General features: G+C 50.3%; 16 protein-coding genes. 14 read left to right on the forward strand and 2 right to left on the reverse strand.

What is annotated here, in order from left to right; all coding sequences use genetic code 11:
• The first annotated feature begins 75 nt into the window (after positions 1-75).
• From C6P39_RS12400 to C6P39_RS12415, 4 genes are read left to right on the forward strand one after another with little or no spacing between them, the layout of a single operon-like run.
• Positions 76-2793, forward strand: coding sequence for a hypothetical protein (locus C6P39_RS12400; protein WP_104803977.1), 2718 nt, complete (start codon positions 76-78; stop codon positions 2791-2793).
• 25 nt (positions 2794-2818) lie between these two features.
• Positions 2819-4162, forward strand: coding sequence for an alpha-L-fucosidase (locus tag C6P39_RS12405; protein WP_104803978.1), 1344 nt, complete (start codon positions 2819-2821; stop codon positions 4160-4162).
• A 20-nt stretch (positions 4163-4182) separates the two neighbouring features.
• Positions 4183-6207: a beta-galactosidase gene (locus C6P39_RS12410; RefSeq protein WP_104803979.1), complete on the forward strand. Its 2025-nt coding sequence runs from the start codon at positions 4183-4185 to the stop codon at positions 6205-6207.
• Positions 6204-8504, forward strand: coding sequence for a glycoside hydrolase family 31 protein (locus C6P39_RS12415; protein WP_104803980.1), 2301 nt, complete (start codon positions 6204-6206; stop codon positions 8502-8504). Before C6P39_RS12410 ends, C6P39_RS12415 begins: the two co-directional genes overlap by 4 nt.
• Positions 8505-8507: 3 nt before the next feature.
• Here the strand turns inward: C6P39_RS12415 and C6P39_RS12420 are convergent, their stop codons facing one another.
• Positions 8508-10328, reverse strand: a complete 1821-nt coding sequence (locus C6P39_RS12420; protein ID WP_104803981.1) for a sensor histidine kinase — start codon at positions 10326-10328, stop codon at positions 8508-8510.
• A gap of 147 nt (positions 10329-10475) precedes the next feature.
• On the opposite strand from C6P39_RS12420, the gene C6P39_RS12425 reads away from it, so the two are divergent.
• The 10 genes from C6P39_RS12425 (at position 10476) to C6P39_RS12470 (ending at position 24141) form a co-directional block, all read left to right on the forward strand.
• Positions 10476-12230, forward strand: coding sequence for an extracellular solute-binding protein (locus C6P39_RS12425; protein WP_158661554.1), 1755 nt, complete (start codon positions 10476-10478; stop codon positions 12228-12230).
• Positions 12231-12241: 11 nt separating this feature from the next.
• Positions 12242-13384, forward strand: a complete 1143-nt coding sequence (locus C6P39_RS12430) for a uroporphyrinogen decarboxylase/cobalamine-independent methonine synthase family protein (protein WP_104803983.1) — start codon at positions 12242-12244, stop codon at positions 13382-13384.
• A complete protein-coding gene (locus C6P39_RS12435; RefSeq protein ID WP_104803984.1) occupies positions 13381-14427 on the forward strand; it encodes a uroporphyrinogen decarboxylase family protein in 1047 nt (348 codons plus the stop codon). Before C6P39_RS12430 ends, C6P39_RS12435 begins: the two co-directional genes overlap by 4 nt.
• A 24-nt stretch (positions 14428-14451) precedes the next feature.
• Positions 14452-15858: an L-fucose/L-arabinose isomerase family protein gene (locus C6P39_RS12440; protein WP_104803985.1), complete on the forward strand. Its 1407-nt coding sequence runs from the start codon at positions 14452-14454 to the stop codon at positions 15856-15858.
• A gap of 14 nt (positions 15859-15872) precedes the next feature.
• The gene (locus tag C6P39_RS12445; protein ID WP_104803986.1) at positions 15873-16703 is read left to right on the forward strand and encodes a transketolase; all 831 of its coding nucleotides are present in this window, start codon (positions 15873-15875) and stop codon (positions 16701-16703) included.
• Positions 16696-17628: a transketolase family protein gene (locus C6P39_RS12450; protein WP_095176024.1), complete on the forward strand. Its 933-nt coding sequence runs from the start codon at positions 16696-16698 to the stop codon at positions 17626-17628. Before C6P39_RS12445 ends, C6P39_RS12450 begins: the two co-directional genes overlap by 8 nt.
• Positions 17625-19124 carry an FGGY-family carbohydrate kinase gene (locus C6P39_RS12455; RefSeq protein ID WP_104803987.1) on the forward strand — a complete coding sequence of 500 codons (1500 nt, stop codon included), beginning with the start codon at positions 17625-17627 and terminating at the stop codon, positions 19122-19124. The genes C6P39_RS12450 and C6P39_RS12455 overlap by 4 nt, the downstream gene beginning before the upstream one ends.
• A gap of 107 nt (positions 19125-19231) precedes the next feature.
• Entirely contained in the window at positions 19232-21901 is a 2670-nt protein-coding gene (locus C6P39_RS12460) for an alpha-L-rhamnosidase (protein ID WP_104803988.1), read from the forward strand.
• A 136-nt stretch (positions 21902-22037) separates the two neighbouring features.
• Positions 22038-23120, forward strand: coding sequence for a zinc-dependent alcohol dehydrogenase family protein (locus tag C6P39_RS12465; protein ID WP_207657128.1), 1083 nt, complete (start codon positions 22038-22040; stop codon positions 23118-23120).
• 7 nt (positions 23121-23127) lie between these two features.
• Positions 23128-24141 (forward strand): aldo/keto reductase family protein, encoded by a 1014-nt coding sequence (locus C6P39_RS12470; RefSeq protein ID WP_104803989.1) that lies wholly within the window; start codon positions 23128-23130, stop codon positions 24139-24141.
• 123 nt (positions 24142-24264) lie between these two features.
• Here the strand turns inward: C6P39_RS12470 and asrC are convergent, their stop codons facing one another.
• Positions 24265-25233 (reverse strand): sulfite reductase subunit C, encoded by a 969-nt coding sequence (gene asrC / locus C6P39_RS12475; RefSeq protein WP_104803990.1) that lies wholly within the window; start codon positions 25231-25233, stop codon positions 24265-24267.
• Position 25234: the final 1 nt, after the last annotated feature.

Here is a 25234-nt window from a genome sequence, read left to right on the forward strand (position 1 = left end):
GAAAAGCCTCTTCAGTACAAAAATATATCAGGTATTTGGTACTGAGGGGGCTGTTTTTATAGACTGGGAGGAATTATGGAACAGATCACAATAATCAAAAATGAGACTTGCAGCGTCAGAATAGAACTGGGGATACAGAGAATCACAGAAGCACTCCAACATGCAGGATATGCGGTGGCAGAGGAGAAAATGCCTGAAAATTTTGTGGATTACCGAAATATACCGGGTAAAAAGCTTTATGCAGGGGTTAGGAAGGAGGATAGATTTCTTCAATGGCTGGAGGAAAACGAGATTCTTATCTTTCATACAAAGGAGCCGGAGGAGGAAGGATTTTACATAGAGTCCTGCCCTGCACGGCTTACGGTCATCAGCGGAGGAAGTGAGACGGGAGCCCTGTACGGCTGTATGGAACTGAAGGAGAGAGTGGAACGGATGGGGGAGATGCCGGCAGAGATCACCTTTGGAGATGCACCGGTATTCAAACTGCGCGGTCCGGCCGTTGGCCTTCAGAAGACAAAAGTGGAGGCTCCCCGCCTGACCTATGAATATCCCATCACACCGGGGCGTTTTCCCTGGTTTTATGACAGGGAAATGTGGACGAAATTCATGGATATGCTGCTGGATATGCGGTGTAATGTCCTCTATATCTGGAGCGGACATCCGTTTTCCTCTCTTGTAAAGGTGCCGGACTATCCGGAGGCATTGGAAGTGACAGAGGAGGAGTTTCAGCAGAACAGAGAGCTTTTCGGCTGGCTTACAAAGGAATGTGACAGAAGAGGGATCTGGGTGGTGCTGAAGTTTTACAATATCCACATTCCGCTTCCGTTTGCCCGTGCTCACGGACTGGAACTGCTTCAGAGCAATATCAGTCCCCTGGTGGCGGATTACACAAGACAATCTATCCGGGAGTTCATCAAATCCTTTCCTCATATCGGCCTTATGGTCTGCCTGGGAGAAGCGCTTAGGGGAACACAGAATAAGACGGACTGGTTTATCGACACCATTATTCCGGGCGTAAAAGACGGGGTAAGGGAAGCGGGACTTGCGGAGGAACCGCCCATTATCCTGAGGGGCCATGATTGTGACCCTATTGGGGCTATGGAGGAGGCAAAGAAAAGATATACCAATCTGTACACTATGTGGAAATATAACGGGGAAAGCCTTACAACCTACTATCCAAAAGGCAATTGGCAGAAAATACACCAGTCCCTTTCCGGTCTTGGAACCACTCATATTATGAATATACATATTCTGGCGGATTTAGAGCCATTCCAGTTCAATGCACCTCTCTATATCCAGAAATGCGTACAGGCGGGGCAGAACCGCTATGGCTGTAACGGACTTCATCTTTACCCGCTGTTTTACTGGGACTGGCCGTACACACCGGATAAAGTTTCACCTCGCCTTTTGCAGATGGACCGTGATCATATCTGGTTTGCCGCATGGTTTAGGTATGCATGGAATCCGGACCGGGAGGAAAACACGGAGAGGGAATACTGGGAAAATGTTTTTGCACGGCACTATGGGATCTCACGAGAATCAGCAGAAAAACTTCTGGCAGCACAGGAAAATGCCGCCCAGTGTGCGCCAAAGCTTTTGGGCCGTGTGGGCATTACGGAGGGAAACCGCCAGACACTCAGCCTGGGCATGAGCATGAGCCAGTTTACCAATGTGACAAGATTCCGGCCCAACCGGGAATTATGGGAATCTGTGGCAAGAAAAGGCGAGCAGCCGGATGACTATATGAAAAAAGAAGTGAACCGGGAACCGCATCTGGGTGAAACCCCTTATGACTGTGTGGAAGAAGTCAGCGCCCATGCAAAGAAAGCCCTTGCGCTGTGCGAAGCGGTGATAAAAGCGGAAGGGGAGGACAGGGAGGAACTGAACCGCCTTTATACGGACGCACAGGCTGTCTACAGTATGACCATTTCCTACTGCAGAAAGATAGAGGCAGCTATGGAGATCCTGCGGTATAAGTATACCATGGATGAAAATTGCAGGGGGGATATCACGTTTCTTGAAAAAGCAGAACAGAAAATGGCAGAGTCCCTAAAGGAGTACAAAAAACTGGCGGCGCTGACGCAGGAGACTTACCTCTATGCCAACAGTATGCAGACACCCCAGAGAAAGATCCCCTTTCCAAATGGAGAGACCTACGGGCACTGGACAGCCTGCCTGCCGGAATACCGGAAGGAATTGGAACATTTCAGAGCACATCTGGCAGAGCTGCAGCAGGGAATCCTGCCCACAGATCATGCAAAAGAAGTCACTGCAGAACCTCTGAAACCGGCGCCTTATACGCTTTTGAAATCCGAAAGTTGTGAGCCTTATGATCTGAAAAAGGGAGAGAGTGTATTTTCTGACTGCTCCTGCAAGATCATCAATCTGGCACCGGAGCTTGCCAATCTTACAGGTGTGCGCATGGGACTGGGAGCAGCCATTGAGGAGGGCGTTACGGTGAAGCTGGAGCTTCCTCAGGACTCTTATGTGCTGGTAGGGTATATGAATGCAAAAGGCGTGGAGTGGCTGCAGCTTCCGGACCTGGAGACCAACACCCATGCAGATGACAGGGGAGGCCTGACGGTGGTCTATGCAAATGCCATGAAGGCGGAGGCGTGCCCGCCCATCAATATACATGCCTACCGCTATGAGAAGGGAACCCATGAGATTTATTTTGGCACAGGAGCCTTTTTGATAGCAGGCGTGATAGCATCGGATACAGTGATGAAGCCGAGAAATGCAAATCTGGCCGGTGAGGGACTGGAAACCCTGGACTGGCTTTATGAGGAATAGAAAGAGCAAAAGGAGAGAATTTCAAGTGGCAGATAAATTACCAAGAGAGATGACGGGAGCGGAACTGAAATCCATGCTGAAAAGCAGCATCAGCCTGAAAAGTCTGGGAGGTGTCAAATGCCCGGAGCTGAAGCTTGCGCCGGAGGATCTGCAGTGGTGGAGAGATGCCAAGGTGGGCATGTTTGTACATTGGGGTCTGTATTCGATCCTGGGAAGAGGAGAATGGGCGCGCTTTAATGAGCAGATACCGAAAGAAGAGTATGAGGCCCTGGCTGACGAGTTCATTCCAGAGGATTTTTCCATGACCGAGTGGACAGAGCTGGCAAAGGATTTCGGCGCGAAATATATGGTGATGGTCACCAGACATCATGATGGGTTTGCCCTGTGGGACAGTCCTGCAAGCTATGAAGGGTTTACTTCCTATGAGAGAGGGGCAAAAAGAGACTTTGTAAAAGAATATACAGAGGCGGCAAGGGCGGCAGGCCTGAAGGTGGGGCTTTATTATTCCCCTATGGACTGGAGGTTCCCCGGATATTTTGATCCGGAGGGACTGCCAAAGAATGCACAGCTTATGAAAGACCAGTGCTACGGGCAGGTGGAAGAACTGTGCAGCAAATATGGCCCTGTGGATATCATGTGGTACGACGGAGGCTGGCTGGCCCACAAGGGAAGCGATACCTCCAGCGCCTGGTTCTGGGAGCCGGTAAAACTCAACAAATTAGTGCGCAGATATAATTCCAAAACTCTGCTGAATCCGCGGTCCGGTTACGAAGGCGATTTTTACTGTGACGAGGGTTCTCATGAGATTACAGGAAAGATCATTCCTGTACCCTGGGAAAAAAACATGTGCGTATGCAGCGGCTGTTCCTGGGGCTGGATGGCAGATGACTCGGTTTCCAGTTTTGAATGGCTGATAAAAATGCTGGTGGACGTTGTGTGCCGTGACGGCAACTGGCTTTTGAACGTAGGCCCTGACAGAAACGGAAAGCTTTCGGATGAGGTGAAAAACCGTATGCGGGAGATTGGCGCATGGCTTGCAGAGTACGGGGAGGCTGTCTATGGAACAAGAGGCGGCCCCATTGAGCCGATGGATGGAGTTTACGGGAGCACATCAAAAGAGAATAAAATATACTTTCATGTACTGGATACAGATGTGTGCAGCAAAAGCCAGATCCCGTTTGAGGGCTATAGAATTGAGACCGCGGCCCTGTTCCATGGGGAGCAGGTGCCTTTTGAACAGAAGGATGAAGCGTTTTCGCTGGATCTAAGCGGCGTAAAAAATCCGGAGCTAGACACCATTGTTGTGCTGACCCTGGATAAGGAAGTAGAGAGAAAAGAAAATTCGGAGATACATTTCACCGGAAAATAAAGAGAGCAGGAGGAAGGATCATGCAGTATGGAGTGGCATATTACCCGGAGCATAAGAGCGTCGGGGAGCTGGACCATGATATGGAGCTTTTGACAGCATCCGGCATCAACACAGTGCGCATGGGGGAGTTTGCCTGGTGCAGGATGGAGCCGGAGGAAGGCAGATATGATTTTGAGTGGCTGGAGGAGGCGGTGGAGCGTCTCGGAAAAGCAGGGATCCGCAGCATCATCTGCACGCCTACCGCCTGCCCTCCGGCATGGCTGGTTTACCGGCATCCGGAAATGCTGTATGTGGATAACAGAGGAAAAAAGCGGCCTTTCGGCGGCCGCCGTTTCTACTGTTACAATAATCCGGTGTACCGGGAGTATTCTGCTAAGATCACAGAGGAGATCGCAAAGCGTTTTGGGAAAAATCCGTACGTTTCAGGATTTCAGATTGACAATGAGCCGGCTCAGGAGGCATCCGGCAGGTGCCGCTGTCCGGTGTGCCGGAAAAAGTTCTCCAGGTGGATGGAAGATAAATATAAGACCATCCGTGAATATAACAGGCGCAGCGGCAATATCTTCTGGGGACAGGATTATGAGGATTTTGACCAGATAAAGCCGCCGGTAAATACAATAGAGGTCAGCGCTTGGCAGGATATGCCGGTATACTTTGAAAATCCCACTTTAAGGCTTGAATTTGAGCGCTTCAGCAGCCGGTCCCAGATCGAATACCAGAATATCCAGGCAGATATCCTGCACAGATATACGGACTATCCGGTGACAACCAACGGAACCGGACTTGCCACCAACAGTATTGACTATTATGAGAGCACGAAAAATCTGGACTGCTACGGATTTGATTATTACCCGGGCCTCAGGGACGCGGCGGTAGATTCGTTCCCTTACGCCTTTGCCAGGGGAGTAAAGGAAGGGAAGCCCTTCTGGGTTATGGAATTTATGTCGGGCGGCGGCCATCGGTTCGGCGGTTCCGGGCGTGTTCAGCCCAATCCGGGAGCACTGAAACAGGCCGTCATCCAGTCTTTTGCCCACGGAGCGGACATGATGCTGCATTTTCAGTTCAGGACATTTCCGTTCGGAGCGGAACAGCTCAATTATGCCATTGTGGATATGGATGGTGTTCCGAGACGCAGATATTATGAAATGCAGGACACAGCAAAATTACTGAAACAGCTTGCGCCTGTGGAGAGAGCGGAATTTTCCAACCAGGCTGCAGTCTGTGTGGATTATGATTCCCACTGGGCACTGCGCATGAAGCCGGTCAATGATCCGGACTTTCAATATCTGGACTACGCGGGAAGGATGTACCGGATCTTGGCGGAGCGGGGATACAATGCGGATGTTATCAGCTTTGACGCTGATTTTTCCAAGTATAAACTGTTGGTGCTCCCCGCGGCATTTATCACGTCCGGGGCGTTTCAGATGAAGCTGCGCAGATATGTGGAAAATGGAGGCATCTTACTTGCCACATTCCTGACATCCGTAAAAAACAAAGATAATGTGGGATATACGGAAACACTTCCCGCAGGCCTCACAGATGTGTTCGGTGTGTCTGTGGAGGAGGTGGAGCCAATCTTTGCGGGCAACCGTAATCAGGTACATCTGACTTTAAAAGATACGGAGGCAGACAGCGGGGACGGTATGTGGTGTGACCTGCTGGGGGGAACGGCGGAGGCTCTGGGAACCTATACCAGTGACTACAAAAAGGGTGCTATGATCGTCAGCAAAAATTCCTTTGGAAAAGGAAAAGCCTGTTATCTGGGGACCAATCTGAGTGAGAAGGCTATGGGTGGACTTTTGGCAGACCTGTGCAGGGAAGCTGGGATAGCCCCCAACCCGGTGAGGGCAGAAAAGAATGTGGAAGTGGTGCACAGGGTGCTGGACGGCGAAGACTATTATTATATCTTTAATTTTACAGCCGGGGATACTGTGGTAAAGACAGAGGTTCCCGTATACGATAATCTGTTAGGGTGTGTGTATGAAAATGACATACCAATGGAGAGAAACGGATTTGTACTGGTAAAAAGGTGGAGGCAGAGATGATTAAAAAGACAGGATTTATTACCCGCGTGGTGTGTACCCCTGATGGGCTGGTGAGAGAACCGGGAATGACCATAACAGATCCGGGGACCTATGACACGGTTGTGTGCACCCCGGGAATGGAAAAAGAAGCTGTTATTTTTGAAAACCATAAGACACAGTTCCTTGTACAGACAGAATATGAATTTACGCCCCGGGAGATCTGCAGGTTCATGATCGAGGGCGGAAAAGCCAGGATCGTCACAAAAAAGACCATTGACGGAGAGCGCTCCTTTGTGGAGAATGCAGCCACAGTGAAGACAGGGGATTCTTATTCCTGTACGCTTAGATTTAAGATAAGCGGGGAGGAAGCCATTTACGGACTGGGGCAGCATGAGAGAGGGATTTACAACTACAGAAATACGAAAGAGTATCTCTATCAGAATAACATGCAGATCCCCATGCCGGTGTTCCTGTCCTCCGCCGGATATGCGGTTGTTTTTGACGCGGACTGCCTGATGACTTACGAGGAAGCTCAGAATGAGATCCGTCTGGATTTGGATGCTGCGGATCAGATCAATTACTATGTGATCACCGGGGAAGGTTTTGACAGACTGGTTGAGGGGATCCGCTGCCTGACAGGGCAAGCTGTCATGCTCCCGCGCTGGGCATTTGGGTACATACAGTCAAAAGAGCGGTATGTATCCCAGGAAGATATCCTGGATACCCGGAAGGAATTTAAAGACAGGCAGATTCCCCTGTCCTGCCTGGTTCTTGACTGGAAATCCTGGGAGGAGGGCAAATGGGGCAACAAGATCATGGATAAAAACCGTTTTCCGGATCTTTCATCCATGACGGAGCAGCTACACGAAGATGACACGGCATTCATGGTATCGATATGGCCGAATATGAACCGGGGATGCGAAAATAACCGGGAAATGCTGGAGGCCGGAAAGCTTTTGGCAAACCTTTCCACCTATGATGCCTTTGACCCAAAAGCCAGGGATCTATACTGGCGCCAGTGTGAACAGGAATTGTTTTTAGGGGGCACGGATGCCTGGTGGTGTGACTCCACAGAACCCTTCACACCGGACTGGAATGGGCTGGAGAAAAGAGAGGATGGACAGCGGTATGAGCTGGCAAAAAGTGAGCTGACAAAATATTTTGATGCAAGGATCGCAAATAACTTTGCACTGGCTCATGCCAAAGGGATCTATGAACATCAGACGGCAGCGTGCAGGGAGAAAAGAGTAGTAAACCTGACCCGTTCCGGTTCCCTCTCCATTCAAAAATACGGAACGGTTCTCTGGTCAGGGGATATCATGGCCACCTGGGATGTTTTCCGCAGGCAGATCGCCGAAGGGCTCTCCATGTGTATGTCAGGCATCCCTTACTGGACACTGGATATCGGCGCCTTTTTTGCTGGCTCCACCCAGGGATTCCGCCGCTTCAGCAATGTGCGTGAGGGGGAGGCGCCCTGGTTCTGGCAGGGGCTTTTTGAAAAAGGTGTACAGGATCTGGGATACAGGGAATTATATACCAGATGGCTGCAGATGGGAACCTTCCTTCCTGTCATGCGCTCCCACGGAACAGATACACCGAGGGAACCATGGAACTTCGGGGAGCCCGGGGAGAAATATTATGACACCATAGTATCCTACATTCGTTTCCGTTATAAGATGCTTCCCTATTCCTATTCCCTGGCCCATATGGTTGAGGAGGATTCCTATACCATGTTCCGAAGCCTGATGTTTGACTTTGCCTGTGATCCGCAGGTAAAGAATATGGCGGGAGAGTTTATGTACGGCCCTGCCTATCTGGTCTGCCCTGTGACAAAAGCCATGGAATACGGTCCTGAGAATGAGAAGCTGAAGGGTCCCAAGAGCTGGGAAGTTTATCTCCCGTCGGGTGCACAGTGGTATCACCAGAAGACAAAGGAATTATATACAGGAGGCAGGGCTTATGAGGTGGAAGCCCCTGTGACCTGGCAGCCTGTTTTTATCCGGGCAGGTTCCATAATTCCCGTAGACAGCAAATGCGGCAAAAAAGGCATTGCCGATACCATTGAGGTTTATGAGGGTGCGGATGGCCGTTTCCTATATTATATGGATAACGGTATGGACTACCGGTACCGGGAAGGTCAGTATGCAGCCATTTCCATGCAGTACGATGATGAGACGAAGACCTTATCTCTGGACAAAGTGCAGGGCAGCTATGACTATCCAAGGACTTTTGGCATCTGCTTTTACAGGAAAGACGGCACGCTGAAAAAGGGAAAGATGGATTACTGCGGAAAAACAGCCTCCTACATGTTTGGCTGAGACTTACCCCTGGGGGCTTCCAAGGGTTTCAGGAAGCATGGGAGGGATCCGGAAAGTTACCCGGAATCCATGGTCTCCGAAACCTCTGGAGACATGCAGGCCGGAATCCTTGCCGAATACCAGCATCAGCCGTGTATTTACATTGGAAAGTGCAAAACCGTTATCCTCGTTGCGGCTTAGGACAGGCTGGGAAAGTTTTTCTTCCAGTGCAGCCAGGTCTTCTGAGGATATGGAATAACCGTCATCGTCAATGTAGAATTCCAGCCAGTTTTCCCCATTCTGTTTTACCGGCTGTACAGAAACGGTAAGAAAATTGTCATCCCGGTCCGGGACAAGACCGTGTACAAAATAATTCTCGATAAGGGGCTGCAGGGTGTTTTTGGGGATGCCGTAAATTTTCAGGGAGCCTCCGATGATGAATTCGTAGTCAAAGTTACCATAGCGGTACATGTACAGGTTGATCAGGTTTTCACAGAGATTCAGTTCCTCGCCGATGGAGACATAGAGGTTGCGTCTTGTCTGGTTCCGGTACATTTTTGAGAGAAGCAGCAGCATCTGGGAGGCATCACTGTACTGACCCTTCATGATCTGAACCCGGATCTGTTCCAGGGTGTTATACAGGAAATGGGGGTTGATGCTGGTCTGCATGGCATACAGCTCTGCCTTCTTTTGTGATATTTCATAGAGGTATGCTTTTTCCACATTTCGCTGGAGCTCATCACACATGCCGTTGAAGCTGCTGATGATCTGTGTGAATTCATCATTGCTTTTCGGTACGGGCAGCCGGTATTCCAGGTTGTTTTGTCCTACAAGGCCCATACCGGCCTGGATGGTCTTGATCTTCCGGTCTGAAGTACGCAGGGTGACCACGTAGAGAAGAATGGATGAAAGGCAGATAAAAAGGGCGAGGGATGCCAGGATTATCTGGGAAAAGCTGTTTTCTACCAGGGAAGCGGGAATCTGGTAGCCGGTATAATATTCATAGCGGCTGCTGCCTGTCCAGGCATGGTAATAAGGGTCCCCATGCAGCATCCGGCGGACCGCGGAGGTCTGCTGGGTATTGCCATCAACAGAGGTGATGTCAGGAAGGATCAGATCTTTCGGTGAGGTGTATTCACCTGCGGAGTTATAGATAATATGATCCTCCTTGTCCGTAATGGTGAAGACTCCCGATTCGTTCAGATGGGAGTCTGCTATGGCATTGGAAAACTCTGATACCCCATACAGAAGGATCATCTGTCCAAAGGGGATCAGCTCGTCTCCGGAGTAGTCAAAAACTGTTCCTGTAAGGCCGTACACATGATCCCCCGGTTTTTCATATTCGGAGCTGAGGGAATCAAGCTGGGCATCAGAAAGGACACGGAGCCGGTAAGGTTCCATCTTATAAGTGTTCTGACTGAGCTTCAGGGGCGTGATGGTGTCGTAAGCGGGACTGTACTGGTAAAGCCGTCCTGTTCTGGTCAGCAGAAGAATGCCGCGCAGATTCTGGTCATACCGGCAGATCTCCCCCAGCATCTGCACAATGGAATAGTTTGTGGAGGAATCAGGGGAAAAGCCTTCTCTGTAAAGCCTGCAGAGTGACTGGTATCTGGATTCGCTGGAAAATACAGGGGCCAGGGTGTTGGCCATGGAATTCTGCCTGGCAGTCAGGATGGCGGAGAGATTGCTGATCACAATATCATAATCTTTGAGAAAATCATTTTTTTCCTGCTCCTTAATGAGGCGGCTGCTTAAAAGAAAAAGAGAAACGGTGACCGTACATACAGTGATGATACAAATCAGCAGCATTTTAGAATAATATCCGGATGCCAGTTTCTTGATCATGGGTATCTCCTTGTTTATGGGAATGTATAGTGTTATCTGTTATAATGAAGACAGTAAAATGGCGGTTTAAGATGCCTATATTATAGCAGTGGATATTAAAAAATGCAATTACGATACCAAAGGATGCAGATACGGGAGGAAGAGGAAATGACTGGATCAGATAAGGGCAGAAGGAAGAAACAGGCTGAAACAGGATGGAAAAAGAAGGTTGTTTTGGCAGGGACGGCGGTTTTGGTCCTGACAGGATGCGGAGCCGGGGGCAAAAGTGCTTTGACTGAGGAAAACGGGGAAAATGATGTAGTGCTGACGGCTTTTGTCCAACAGGCAGTTACGGCAGACGCAGGGATCTGGGAAGGATGGGCAGCCAGAAAGCTTTATGAGGATACGAATATCAAAATAGAATTTTATCCCACCGGGACCGGAGTAGAGCAGAAGCTGAAGCAGTATATGGCATCCGGTAACCTTCCGGATATTATAGGCTTTAAGGATTTGGACCAGGCACAGATGGCCATGGACGCGGGGCTGCTGCTGCCGCTTAATGAGTATGAGGAGATTCTTCCATCCATATTCGAGACTGAGTATTATGAGAAGGCAGTGGATTATTCCAGAGAGTACAACAGCGGCAAAACAGGAAATTTATATATTATGCCCACTTCCATAGGCCCTGTCTCAGAGAATGCTTACAACTGGATGCCCATGCTGCAGTGGGATACTTACAAGAAAGCAGGAAAGCCAAAGGTGGAAACGCTGGAGGATTATCTTGATGTTGTGGAGAAAATGGTGGAGATCAAGCCATACACCCAAAACGGGGAGAAGGTATACGGATTTTCACTTTTTACCGACTGGGATAAATATTCGGTTCTGGAGATTGCGGCCCTCTCTTATTTCTACGGTATTGACACCGAGTATATATCACCTCTCATGGAGACAAATGTTCTGACAAAGGCCACCAGTTCCATACTGGACGAGAACAGTTTTTATAAGCGGGCACTCCACTTTTATTATGAAGCCAACCAGAGAGGTCTTCTTGACCCGGATTCCAGGACCCAGAGTTACAGTAACCTGGAGAAAAAATTCAGTCAGGGGCGGATCCTGTTCTCCTGGTTTTCCTGGCTGACAGGAACCTACAATGATGTTCCTTCCGGACATGTGAATAACAAATACATTCCGGACGGTTATGTAAATATTCCGGCGGACGATATGAAGATTTATGAAGCCCCGGACCAGACCATTGGAAGGAACTGGTACTATGCAGTCAGCAAAAACTGCAGAAATCCAGAGAAGGCATGTGAATTTCTCAATTGGTTTTATGATCCTCAGGTGGAAAAATATCTGTATAACGGGCCGGAGGGATGTCTGTGGGAGTATGACAGTGAGAAAACGCCGAAAGTCACAGAAGAGGGCTGGGAGATCATCAATAATAAGTCAGAGGATCTGATGCCGTTTGAGAACGGCGGCTCCTTTGCAGACGGTATTGACCCCTTCAATGCCCTTGGACTCCAGGCGTCCACAGTTATGGAAGACGGACACACCATCAGTTACAGGTACTGGCCGGACAGCGGGAAAAATAACGAGACGCTGGTTCAGCGGGAGATCAATGGATTTTTAGGCACAGATACCATCGGTGAGTATCTGAGGAAAAATGATATGATAGCAAAATCCACCATGGCAGTCAATATGATACCCACCGCGTCGGATGAGATGAAGACAAAAGTTTCGGCTATCGGTGAGATCGTCCGGGACATTTCATGGAAAATGGTCTATGCACAGGATGAGCAGGAGTTTGAAAAACTCTGGGAGTCCATGAGGGCACAGGCCGGACAGCTTGGTATGGAACAGGTTGAGACATATTACAGGGATGCCTGGGAAGCTGCGGTTAAAAAGGTGGAGGATTATGAATAGGGAGAAATATTTTGAAACAGATAAAATTTGACACGACACTGAGAGATTCCCAGGGGACGCAGGTGGCGCCCATAGACCCGGAAAACTTTGATCTTGAAGCATATGGGGAATATGAAGCCTCCATGCTGGAAAAAAACAGGGATTTTTGGGAAGGACAACAGGGTCTGCTGGTGTACCGGAGAGTGCGGGCAGACGGCGTATTTTATGATAAATGCAGGGATTACGGAGAATCTCTGGCATTGCAGCTCGGGGCCCTGAAAAAAAGCATGGATTATAAAGCAGATATCGCCAATTTTCTGGAGCCGTGGTATGGAATTGGGTATATTGCATCCTGTTTCGGCAGCAGTTACCAGTGGCTGCCCCAGCAGGCGCCCAGCGTTAAGGCGAAATTTTCATCTTCCCGGGAAATCCTGGATGCGGACTTTGTCCCCATATCACAGACACCGGAGGGCCGCAGGAACCTGGAAATGATAGAATATTTCATGGATAAGACCAAGGGAAAGGTTCCGGTATCCTTCAGCGATATCCAGTCGCCCCTCAATATGCTCACGTACCTGCTTCCGGTGACAGACCTGTTCATGGAAGTTTTCGAGAACCCGGATGGACTGAAAAGTGCTGCGGCACTGTGTGCGGACCTTCTGATCGGCTTTCTGCAGGAACAGAAAAAACTGATCGGTGATGCACTTGCAAGCCCGGGACATGGATTTGCCAGCAGCAGGGCTTTTGCGGGTGTGGGACTCAGTGATGATACCTCTATCATGATAAGCGGTGAGGATTACCGGGAACTTTTTCAGGGATCAGACGAGAGGATCGGAAATATCCTGGGCGGCATGGCATATCATTCCTGCGGCGTGTGGGAGAAAAAAATCCCCATGGTGAAGGGGTTCGGGAATATCCTCAGCGCAGACGGGGCATTTACCATTGAGACAGATCCCAGTCCAAATGATCCGGGGGTGTTTGGTGAGGCGTTTGCCCACAGCGGAATTATTCTCAATGCCAGGGCAGTGGGAGATGAGGAAAACAGCTTCCGGGCTTTTGAACAGCTTTGGAGGCCGGGGCAGCGCCTGATCTGTGTGACATACTGCAAAACACCGGAGGAACAGGAAAGACTGTACAGGCGTCTGCATGAGTTGGAGGAAAAGACAGGACTATGAGATATGATATAACCTTTCATCCAAGCTGGTGGCATAAGAATGCCGGCGTGGATTTTACCCAGGAATTTTTTGATGACCCCAGGTACCGGATAGAATGTGATGTGCGCATGAGAAAAACATTGTACGAACACTTCGGGGATTACGGGATTGGGGATAAGGAGCCAAAGAGACGTCCGCTTCTGGGCACAGACCTGCTGGCAGCAGGGTATCTGCATTCTGAGATACTGGGCTGCCGGATACGCTTCCAGGCAGATAATTCGCCGCAGGTGGAATGTCTGAATCTGGATGAGGATGCCATAGGGGAGGTGAAAGTGCCCAATCTGGATGAAAGCCCGGTATGGGCCGGAATACAGAAACAGATGGATTACCTGAAAGAGAGATTCGGCTATGTGGAGACCTATGTGAACCTCATGGGAATCCAGAATATAGCCATGGACCTTATGGGGCAGGAGGTGCTCCTCTCCTATTATACAGCCCCGGGGGAGGTGGAAGCTCTGTTGGAAAAGATAACGGAGCTTTCATTGGAAGTGGGAAAACGTTTTTACCGTCTTTCCGGTGATATTTCAGGTGGAGTGACCGCCATTGTCCGCAGGACGGTGCCGGATGTATATCTGACTTCAAACTGTTCCGTTGAGATGGTGTCCAATGATATATATGAAAAATTTCTCCTGAAGCACGACCGGAGGCTGGCAGATGCCTTCGGACAATTTGGCATCCATCACTGTGGGAAAAGTATGGAACACGTGGTGGATGGGTATTCCAAGATAAAGAACCTCGCGTTCGCCGAGGTGGGGGCCTTCTCTGATATAAAGGCGGTCCGGGGAAAGCTGCCGGGTGTGTTTTTGAATGCCAGATACAGCCCGGTCCGTCTGATGAGCGCCTCAGAAACCCAGATCACGGAGGAGGTGCAGGCCCTTGTAAGGGATGGGCAGGAAAACGGCAGAAAGGTGTCCGTGTCCTGTGTGGGCATTGACAGTCAGGTCCCCGATACACAGATACGGTATTTTCTCCGGGCGTGCAGGGAGATAAAAGGAATAGAGTAAAGAGAGATAAGTGAGGATATATAAATGAAACGGATAAAACTGGGCTTTGCCCCAACCAGAAGAAGTATTTTCAGCGCCCCGGATGCCCTGAAATATGCAGCTCTTACAAAAGCCCGCCTTTTGGAACTGGGCATAGAGGTGGTGGATATTGAGGATATAAATGAGGAAGGACTCCTCTACGATGACGGGGATGTTTCGCAGATAGCTGAAAAGTTTTTAAAAGCAGGGGTGGACGGTCTCTTCCTTCCGCACTGTAATTTCGGTACAGAGTATGTGTGCGCAAGGCTTGCAAAAACACTGCGGATCCCTGTTCTTCTGTGGGGGCCGAGAGATGAGCGGCCGGATGAGAACGGGATCCGGTTAAGGGACAGCCAGTGCGGGCTTTTTGCAACGGGAAAGGTATTCAGAAGATTTGGGATTCCTTTTACATACCTGACAAACTGCAGGCTGACAGACCCGGAATTTGCCAATGGCATTTCCAATTTCCTGGCTGTGTGTAACGTGGTGAAGGCATTTAGAAGCACCAGGATCTTACAGATTGGGCCCCGTCCCTTTGATTTCTGGTCAACCATGTGCAATGAGGGAGAGCTGCTGGAAAAATTTAATATCCAGCTTTCCCCGGTGCCCATTCCCGAGCTGACCGCAGAGATAAAGAGGGTAAAAGAGGAGGGTACTGAAGCTGCAGAGGTGGCTGCCTGGTGCAAAGAAAATATGTATATAAAGATCAGGGAACATGAGCTGGAAAATGTGGCGGCCCTGAAAGTGGCCATGAAAAACCTTGCAAAGAAATACGGATGCAATGCCATTGCCATCCAGTGCTGGAACGCTTTGCAGGGTGAGATCGGCATTATGCCCTGCGCCGCCAACTCCCTGCTTAATGAGGAAGGGATCCCTGTTGTATGTGAGACGGATATCCATGGTGCCGTTACAGCGGTTATGGCGGAGGCTGCCGGCATGGATGAGGCACGTACCTTTTTCGCGGACTGGACCGTACGCCATCCTGACAATGAGAACGGAGAGCTGCTTCAGCACTGCGGCCCATGGCCTGTTTCTGTGGCAAAGGAGAAACCGGCTATAGGATATCCTCTTGCCTTTGAGCATCCGGGGGCAGTGGAGGCAGAGGCAAAGCACGGTGAGATGACCCTGTGCCGTTTCGACGGTGATAACGGGGAGTATTCTCTGCTTCTTGGCAGCGCCAGGGGTGTGGAAGGGCCTTACACAAAGGGGACCTATGTATGGGTGGAAGTGGAGAACTTAAAACGGCTGGAAAACAAACTGGTCTGCGGCCCCTACATCCATCACTGTGTGGGTATCCATAAGAACGTGGTCCCTATTTTGTATGAAGCATGTAAATATATAGGCGTGACACCGGATCTATATGACCCGGTGGAGGATGAAGTCAGGGAAGCGGTTTATAACCCGGTTAAATAAAGGAGCAAAGACAGATGAATGATTTAAAAGCAAAGGCATATGCCATGCGAAGAGATGTCCTGGACATGGTTTACCGGGCCAAAACAGGCCATATCGGCGGTGATTTCAGTGTGATGGACATACTGACAGCGCTGTATTTTAAAGAGATGAATATAAGTCCGCAGAATCAGGATGACCCGGACAGGGATTATTTTGTCATGAGTAAGGGGCATTCGGTGGAGGCTTATTATGCAGTTCTGGCTGCAAAGGGTTTTTTTCCGGCAGAGGAAGTGAAAGAACAGTTTTCTGTATTTGGCTCAAAATATATTGGGCATCCCAACAATAAGCTGCCCGGTATTGAGATGAATTCCGGTTCCCTGGGGCATGGGCTTCCTGTCTGTGTGGGCATTGCAAAGGCATGCAGGATGGATAAGCGGCCAAGCCGTGTTTATACGGTAATGGGGGACGGTGAACTGGCCGAGGGATCTGTATGGGAGGGGGTTATGGCGGCCTCCCAGTATGGTCTTGATAACCTTCTGGCAGTTGTGGACAGAAACCGCCTGCAGATATCCGGGTGTACGGAGGATATCATGCATCATGACAATCTGGCCGCCCGGTTTGCAGCCTTTGGCTGGGAGGTGCTGACGGCGGCTGGGAATGATGCGGATGCGCTCTTAAAGGCATTTGAGAGAGCAAGAAAGGCGAAGGGAAGGCCTGCAGTTGTCATAGCGGATACCATAAAGGGCTGCGGGGTCTCCTTTATGGAAAATGCGGCAGAATGGCATCACAAAGTGCCCACAGCCCAGCAGTATGAACAGGCTGTGAGGGAATTAACAGAAAAAGAGGAGGCAGCCCGCAATGAATAAAATACCTAACAGGCAGGCGATCTGCCATGTATTAAATGAGCACGCGGATACCGATAAAGATATTGTAGTGCTCTGTAGTGATTCCAGAGGCAGCGCTTCCCTGGCTCCTTTTGCAGAGGCACATCCGGAACAGTTTGTGGAGGTGGGGATAGCGGAACAGAATCTGGTGAGTATTTCCGCGGGAATGGCCAAGGCAGGCAAGAAGCCTTTTGCAGCATCCCCGGCCTGTTTTTTAAGCACCAGAAGTTATGAGCAGGCAAAGGTGGATGTGGCCTACTCCGATACAAATGTAAAATTGATCGGTATCAGCGGAGGCATCAGCTATGGGGCACTGGGCATGAGCCATCATTCTGCCCAGGATTTTGCAGCTATGTGTGCAATTCCCAATATGCGTGTTTATGTGCCCAGTGACCGGCACCAGACCAAAAAGCTCATTGAGAACCTTTTAAAGGATGAGAAACCGGCTTACATCCGTGTGGGGAGAAATCCGGTGGAGGACATCTATACAGAGGAGAATGTACCGTTTGTTATGGACAGGGCAACTATCCTTCGGGACGGTACAGACGTGGCACTCATCGCCTGCGGGGAGATGGTGCGCCCTGCCATGGAGGCGGCAGAGATACTGCAGGAGAAAGGCATCTCTGCCTCAGTCCTTGATATGTACTGTCTGAAACCGCTGGACGAGGAAGCGGTGATCCGGGCGGCCTCCCGTGCAAAAGCAGTGATCACTGTGGAGGAACATGCGCCATACGGCGGTCTTGGTTCCATGGTCAGCATGATAATAGGTGCAGACTGCCCGAAAAGGACAGCCTGTATGGCACTTCCGGACGCCCCTGTGATCACGGGAACATCAAAGGAAGTATTTGATCATTATGGTCTGAACAAAGAAGGGATCGCCAAAAAGGCAGTGGAGTTATTGGGATGAAGCAAACATATTGTATCGGAATAGACCAGAGTACCCAGGGCACCAAGGCTATGCTGTTTGACGGCCGGGGAGATCTGCTTCTGCGCACGGATAAATGCCACGCCCAGCTTATAGATGAGAAAGGATGGGTGGAGCATGATCCGGAGGAAATCTACCAAAATACCCTGAAAACTGTAAAGGATCTGTTGGAACAAAGCAGGATAGACAAGGGAAAGATTGCCTGTGTGGGCATCAGCAGCCAGAGGGAGACAGCGCTTGCCTGGAACCGTCACACAGGAAAACCTGTATATAACGCAATTGTATGGCAGTGTGCCAGAGGAGAAGGCATCTGTAAGAGGCTGGAAAAAAGCGGCGTCTCAGAAGAGGTCAGGAAGCGGACCGGGCTGCTTTTATCACCCTATTTTTCCGCAGCCAAGCTGGCCTGGATCCTGGAACAAGTTCCGGGTGTCAGAACGGAGGCCGAACGGGGAAATATCTGCTGCGGCACAGTGGATTCCTGGCTTGTATACCGCCTGACCAAAGGAAAAGAATTCAGGACAGATTACTCCAACGCATCCAGAACACAGCTTTTTAATATTACCGCCCTTGCGTGGGATGAAGAACTTCTGGCTTATTTCGGGATACCAAAGGCGTGTATGGCGCAGGTCACAGATTCCGACGGTTTCTTCGGAGAGACAGACTTTGAAGGACTCTTACCCCATGCAGTGCCCATACACGGTGTTCTGGGAGATTCCCACGGAGCATTGTTCGGACAGGGGTGTCTGCGGCGGGGGATGATGAAAACCACCTACGGCACCGGATCTTCTATTATGATGAATATCGGGGAAAAGCCCGTATTTTCGGATTTGGGAGTTGTGACCTCCCTTGCCTGGAAGACAGAGGGGGAGGTCCGGTATGTACTGGAAGGAAATATCAATTATACCGGTGCCGTGATCACCTGGATGAAGGACAGGCTTGGCCTGCTGACTGCCCCGGGGGAGTCGGAAACCCTGGCCCGTGAAGCCAATCCGGCGGATAAGACATATCTTGTACCTGCATTTACCGGACTTGGGGCGCCCTACTTTAGAAGCGACGTGTCGGCTGCCTTCTGCGGCATGAGCCGTACAACAGGAAAGTCCGAGCTGGTCAAGGCAGGGCTTGAAAGTATTGCATATCAGATCGCAGATGTGGTGTCTCTTATGAAAAAGGCGGGGGAGGTTCCCCGTATAGAACTGCGTGTTGACGGCGGGCCCACCAACAATAAATGGCTGATGCAGTTTCAAAGTGATATTCTGGGCAGCACCGTTTATGTGCCGGATGCCGAGGAGCTGTCCGGAATCGGGGCGGCTTATGCTGCGGGACTGGGGTGCGGGATCTACAAAAAGGAGATGCTTTTTGAAGGAAAACACGGCACGTTTTATACACCTGTGATGTCAGGGGCAGAGCGGGAAAGAAAATACAGAGGATGGCAGGATGCTCTGTCTATGCTTCTGAAAAGTAATACAGAAGATGGATGACACTTGGAGGGCAGCCGGGCACGTCGCTGTGGTCCTGCATGGGTTTTTGTCCGAGACTGTGAATGGACGGGACATTACTGTATATTCAGGATAGAAAAGGAGTCAGAATGCTGAAAGTAAAAAAGATACATATGGATTATCAGGTCAATCCGGTGGGCGTGGAGGCTATGCCGCAGTTTGGATGGGAACTGGAAAGTGACAGAAGAAATGTGGTGCAGACAAGCTACAGACTGCAGATCGCAGCGGACCGGGCATTTTCGGAACTTATATATGACAGCGGGCAAATACAGGACCGTGAATCAGCGCATATTTTTGTTAAGGATACAGAGATCATGCCGGCATCTAAATATTTTGTCCGCGTCCGGGTATGGACAGCAGAAGAGGAGACAGGATGGAGTGAAACGGCCTGGTTTGTCACATCTCTTTTGGATGAGGGTCTTAAGGCTCCGTTTGTCTCCGGGGAGACGGATGATTCCTATAAAGAGGAGTCAAAAGGCACATATGTAAGGGGAACTTTCCGGGTAAAGGGAAAAGTAAGGGAAGCCTACGCATATACCACTGCCCTTGGTCTTTATAACTTTTATCTGAACGGGGAGAAGGTGGGGGAAGACGAGATGACACCGGGCTGGACCTCCTACCGCAGACATCTGCTGTATCAGACCTATGATGTGGCTTCTGCTCTGAAAGAAGGCATAAATGTGGCAGGGGCCATGCTGGGCGCCGGATGGTATAAGGGAATTATGGGTCTTACACGTGCCAGAAACAACTATGGCAGCAAAACCGGATTTGCCATGCAGATATATATCCGGTATGAGGACGGAAGTACAGAGACAGTGTGCACCGGCCCATCCTGGAAGGGGTGTGACGCTCCGGTTGTGTTTGCGGATATTTACAACGGCGAAATTTATGATGCGGCGAAAGAAATCCCAGGTTGGGCCGTGGATGCAGCCCCACAGGGAGAATGGAGAGATGTGGTACTGGTACCCTTTGATACAGGGGTTCTCCGGGCACAGAGCGGTTCCAGGGTCCGGGTAATGGATGAACTGCCTGCAAAGCGGATCTTCAGAACGCCGAAAGGGGAACTGGTCGTTGATTTCGGCCAGAACCTGGCAGGACGCATCCGGGTGACTGCATACGGAAAACCGGGTGACGTGATCGAGCTGCACTGTTTTGAGGTGCTGGACCATGAAGGGAACGTATATCTGGATAATCTGCGGCATGCAAAGGCTTCCATGAAATATACATTTGCCAGAGAGGGAACCGTCACTTACCATCCTCATTTTACTTATATGGGCTTTCAGTATGCAAAGATAGTCTCCTGGCCCGGAGAGGCAGAGAAAGAAAATTTTACGGCCTGTACCCTGCATTCAGAGATGGAGAGGACAGGAAACATAACCTGTTCCCATCCGCTTTTAAATCAGCTTCACCACAATTACCTGTGGGGGCTGAAGGGGAATTTTCTGGATGTGCCCACAGACTGTCCCCAGAGAGACGAGCGCCTGGGATGGACAGGGGATGCACAGATTTTCTGCCGTACCGCCTGCTATCTTATGAATACCTACACCTTTTATAAAAAGTGGCTCAGAGATGTGGAGGCGGACCAGACACCGGAAGGGGGCGTGCCCCATGTGGTGCCCAATATAGAAGAGGGCCGTACGGACGGAAACTGGCTTCTGAGACAGGGGCCTCATTCCGCAGCAGCCTGGGCGGACGTGGCAGTGATCAATCCCTGGACTTTGTATCTCATGTATGGGGATAAGGCCATTTTAGAGAGGCAGTACAGCAGTATGAAAGCTTGGATTGATTTCATGAGGTGTCATTCGGAAGATCATATCTGGAATTATAAACTGCAGTTTGGGGATTGGGTTGCCCTGGACGCGGAGGAGGGGAGCTATTTCGGCGCTACGCCCAATGACCTGACTTGTACGGCATATTATGCGTATTCCACCGGACTTTTTGCAAAGATGGCAAGAGTCCTTGGGAAAGAGGAGACTGCCCGGGAATATGAAAAGCTGTACAGCCATATTGTGGAAAAATTCCAGAGGACATTTTTTAAGGATGACGGAACCATGACTGCCCAGACACAGACAGCCCATATTGTTGCCTTGTATTTCAAACTGGTACCGCAGGCATATGTGAAGAAGACTGTGGCGGGACTGAAACGGCTCCTGGATAAGGAAAACGGGCATCTGGTCACCGGTTTTGTGGGTACACCGTATTTCTGTCATGCCCTCAGTCAGAACGGGTGTGTAAAAGAGGCTTATGATCTGCTTCTGAAGGAGGATTTCCCCTCCTGGCTGTATCAGGTGAAAATGGGTGCCACTACGGTCTGGGAACACTGGGACGGCATTAAGCCCGACGGTTCCATGTGGAGCCCCGGCATGAATTCCTTTAACCATTATGCTTACGGCGCCATCGGAGAATGGATGTACCGGGTCATGGCCGGTATTGAGGCTGATGAAGCCTGCACAGGTTTCAAACATGCTGCTTTTTATCCGCGCATAGGCGGCGGCCTGCAGTTCGTGGACGGTACTTATCATTCCATCTATGGGGAGGAGGGTGTGCGCTGGGAAAGGGAGGATGACAAGGTTATACTTACAGTCAGGATCCCTGCCAATACCACTGCCAGCGTGCGCTTGGACGAGGCAGAAGAGGTTCTGGAGGCGGACAGCCTTTCCTTTGTACAGAAAAGTGGCTATATGGAGGCAGAAGCCGGGTCAGGCACTTACCGTATCCTTTTCCGGAGAGGAGATCAGCATGGACTTGGGAATCTGTAAAATATACGAAAACACGACATGATAGATTTCAAGGTGTCGCAGATATCTCTAATAACCTGCAGGCAGAATGGTATAATAAGGACAAATAAAAAACAGCAGAAAACGCTGGAATTGAAGGATTGGGAGGATAACGATTATGGCAGTGAAAATGCTTCCGAAAAAAATGGCAGGTGCGATACTTCCGGGGAACAGCTCGGTTGAAATGAAAGAGTTCGATGTGCCCAAACCGGGCCATGGACAGGTGCTGATCCAGACAAAGGCAACCACGATCTGCGGCAGTGATATCCGCTGCATTTACAGGGAACACGTGGGAAAAGGACCGGAGGGGTATATTCCCGGCATGGTGGCAGGCCATGAACCCTGCGGTGTGATCGTGGAGGAAGGCGAAGGCCTCCGCAGATTCAAAAAAGGTGACAGAGTGATCGTTTATCACATTTCCGGATGCGGAGTGTGCAATGACTGCCGCAGAGGATATTATATTTCCTGTAAAAGCAAATTCCGCCAGGCATACGGCTGGCAGAGAAACGGCGGTATGGCTCCGTACATACTGGCAGAGGAGAAAGACCTGATCGCCCTTCCGGATGAACTTACATACAAAGACGGTGCACAGGTAGCCTGCGGATTCGGTACGGTTTATGAGGCGATTGAAAAGATCGGTATCAGCGGAAATGATGCGGTTTTGGTCACAGGGCTGGGACCTGTAGGACTGGCGGCCCTTATGCTTGCCAAAGCGCTGGGGGCGAATAAATTGATCGGTGTGGAAATGAATGAGTACCGCATTGATCTGGCTAAAAAATTGGGGCTTGTGGACCATGTATTTAAACCAGGCGAGAACACCCTGGATGAAATTCTGGCAGTGACCGGAGGCCATGGCGTAGAGCGGGCCATTGATGCCAGTGCCAATGATGCAGGCCGCCAGCTTGCCATCCGTGCCACAAGAGAGTGGGGCAAAATTGCATTTGTGGGAGAGGGCGGTACCTGTACCTTCAATCCAAGCCCGGATATTATTCACGGACAGAAGACCATTTACGGTTCCTGGGTGACAAGTCTGTGGAGGATGGAAGAACTGGTGGAACGGCTGGTGCGCTGGAACATCCATCCGGAGGACCTGATCACAGATGAATTTTCCATTGAGAGAGCCGGAGAGGCTTATAAGCTGATGGCAGGCGGACAGTGCGGCAAGGTTGCGGTTATTTTCGGCGACCAGGATGAAAGGTAGGTTTATTATGGCAAAAGGAGTAGACCCGGCAATAGTACCATACAAAACTTTATATACAGGTGCCAGGATGCCCGCTATGGGTATCGGTACCTTTGGTTCTGATAAATATTCTGCAAAGCAAGTATCTGACGCCGTATATGGTGCCGTCGAAAGCGGATACCGCCTTATAGACTGCGCTTCCGTTTACCAGAACGAGAAAGAGATCGGCGCTGTCCTTGGGAGGCTCTTTGAAGATCAAGTTGTAAAGAGAGAGGAACTGTTTATCACCGGAAAAGTGTGGAATGACATGCACGGGGAGGGGGAGGTCATAGCATCCTGTAAGCAGAGCCTTGCGGATCTGGGTCTTTCCTATCTGGATCTGTACTTTGTACACTGGCCGTTTCCCAATTATCATGCACCGGGGTGTGACGGGGATTCCAGGAACCCGGATTCCAAACCCTTTTCCATAGAGGAGTTCATGGGTGTGTGGAGACAGTGCGAGCAGCTTTTGGAGGAGGGGCTTGTGCGCCACATCGGCATGTCTAATATGACCATACCGAAGCTGGAAGCAGTGCTTCCCCTCTGCAAGATCCAGCCTGCAGCCATTGAGATGGAGCTTCATCCGGGCTTTCAGCAGCCGGAATTGTTTGATTACGTGCAAAAACACAATATCGTGCCAATCGGCTACTGTCCCATTGGCTCCCCTTCACGCCCGGAGCGTGACAGGACCTCTGAGGATGTTGCGGATACCCAGATGCCGGAAATCCTGGAGATCGCGGAAGCACACGGGATACACCCGGCAGTCGTGTGCCTGAAATGGGCTGTGCAGCGGGGACAGGTGCCAATCCCCTTCTCTGTGAAGGAACCACAATATATCAGTAATCTGAAATGTACCACCGAGGACCCGCTCACAGATGAGGAGATGGAGAAGATCCGTCTTGCCGACAAGAACTGCCGCCTGGTAAAAGGCCAGGTATTTCTCTGGGCCGGTGCAAAGGGCTGGGAAGATCTGTGGGATGTGGACGGAAACATCACAAAATAGAAGCATAGAAAACAGCACAGAGAACTGCGGAGGCGATTCACTGTGCTGTTTCTTTTTCTGACAACAGGAGCTTTGCAAAGAGACTTACTGTTGTCTGCCGCCCGGTTTATGCCGTGCAGGATGTTATTTTGTATAGTGGACGCCTTTCCAATACATAGGTGTGGTGACCTCTGCGATTTCCGGCAGTTCCACGCCGTCAAGCGCCCATTTTTTAAACTCCTCAAATCCGGTGCGGTCCACAATATAGCCAATGTGTTCCTTGCCGCCCGGTGCGGAGCGGTCGATATAGTGTTCCACGTATTTGTAGGTATTCAGGATGATCTTAATTATACTGTCCTCATCCGCCCATTTGATGAAGTCTTCGCCCAGACGCGGGTTTCTCTTTCCGGTTCGTCCGAGAAGTGTGAGGCGGTAATATTTCTTTTCGTCCCTGGTCCATGCGGAAGCAGGGCAGTTCAGGACACATTCGCCGCAGCCGATACATTTTTCTTCGTTTCTCTTTGGGCGGTAGTTTACGGTCTCCAGAGCCTCCACGGATTTGCGGCGGCAGTATTTCACGCAGGCACCACAGTTTACACACCGATCAGGGTCCAGGCGGGGAAGCGTCATGCCCATGATGCCGAAATCGTGCATGCGGACCTTGGCGCAGTCATTGGGACATCCGGTGAGAGCGATCTTGAAATGCAGATCATTGGGGAAGATGGCTTTTTCAATCCGCTGTGCAAATGCGGTGGTGTCGTAGCAGGCGTAAGGACATACACGGTTTCCAATGCAGGCACTTACATTTCTGGTGCCGGAGGCAGGATAACCTGTGCCTGGGTCAGTCTGGTTGATGTCCAGCCCTTCTATAATGGGCTGAAGCATCTCATTGACTTTGGGCATATCCGCATAGTCTATGCCGGGGATCTCAAATCCCTGCCGGTTGGTAATGTGTACCGTTCCGTTGCCGTACTTCTCTGCGATATCCTGTATCATGGACAGATAACTGGCATCCATATGGCCGCCTGGCACACGGACACGGGAGGCTGTTTTGCCGCGCTCTTTTGTGACGCGGAATGCATTTTTCTTTAAAGCCTTTGTATTGACATCCATT

The sequence above is a fragment of the Blautia marasmi genome, assembly GCF_900258535.1.
Lineage (GTDB): Bacteria > Bacillota > Clostridia > Lachnospirales > Lachnospiraceae > Blautia > Blautia hominis.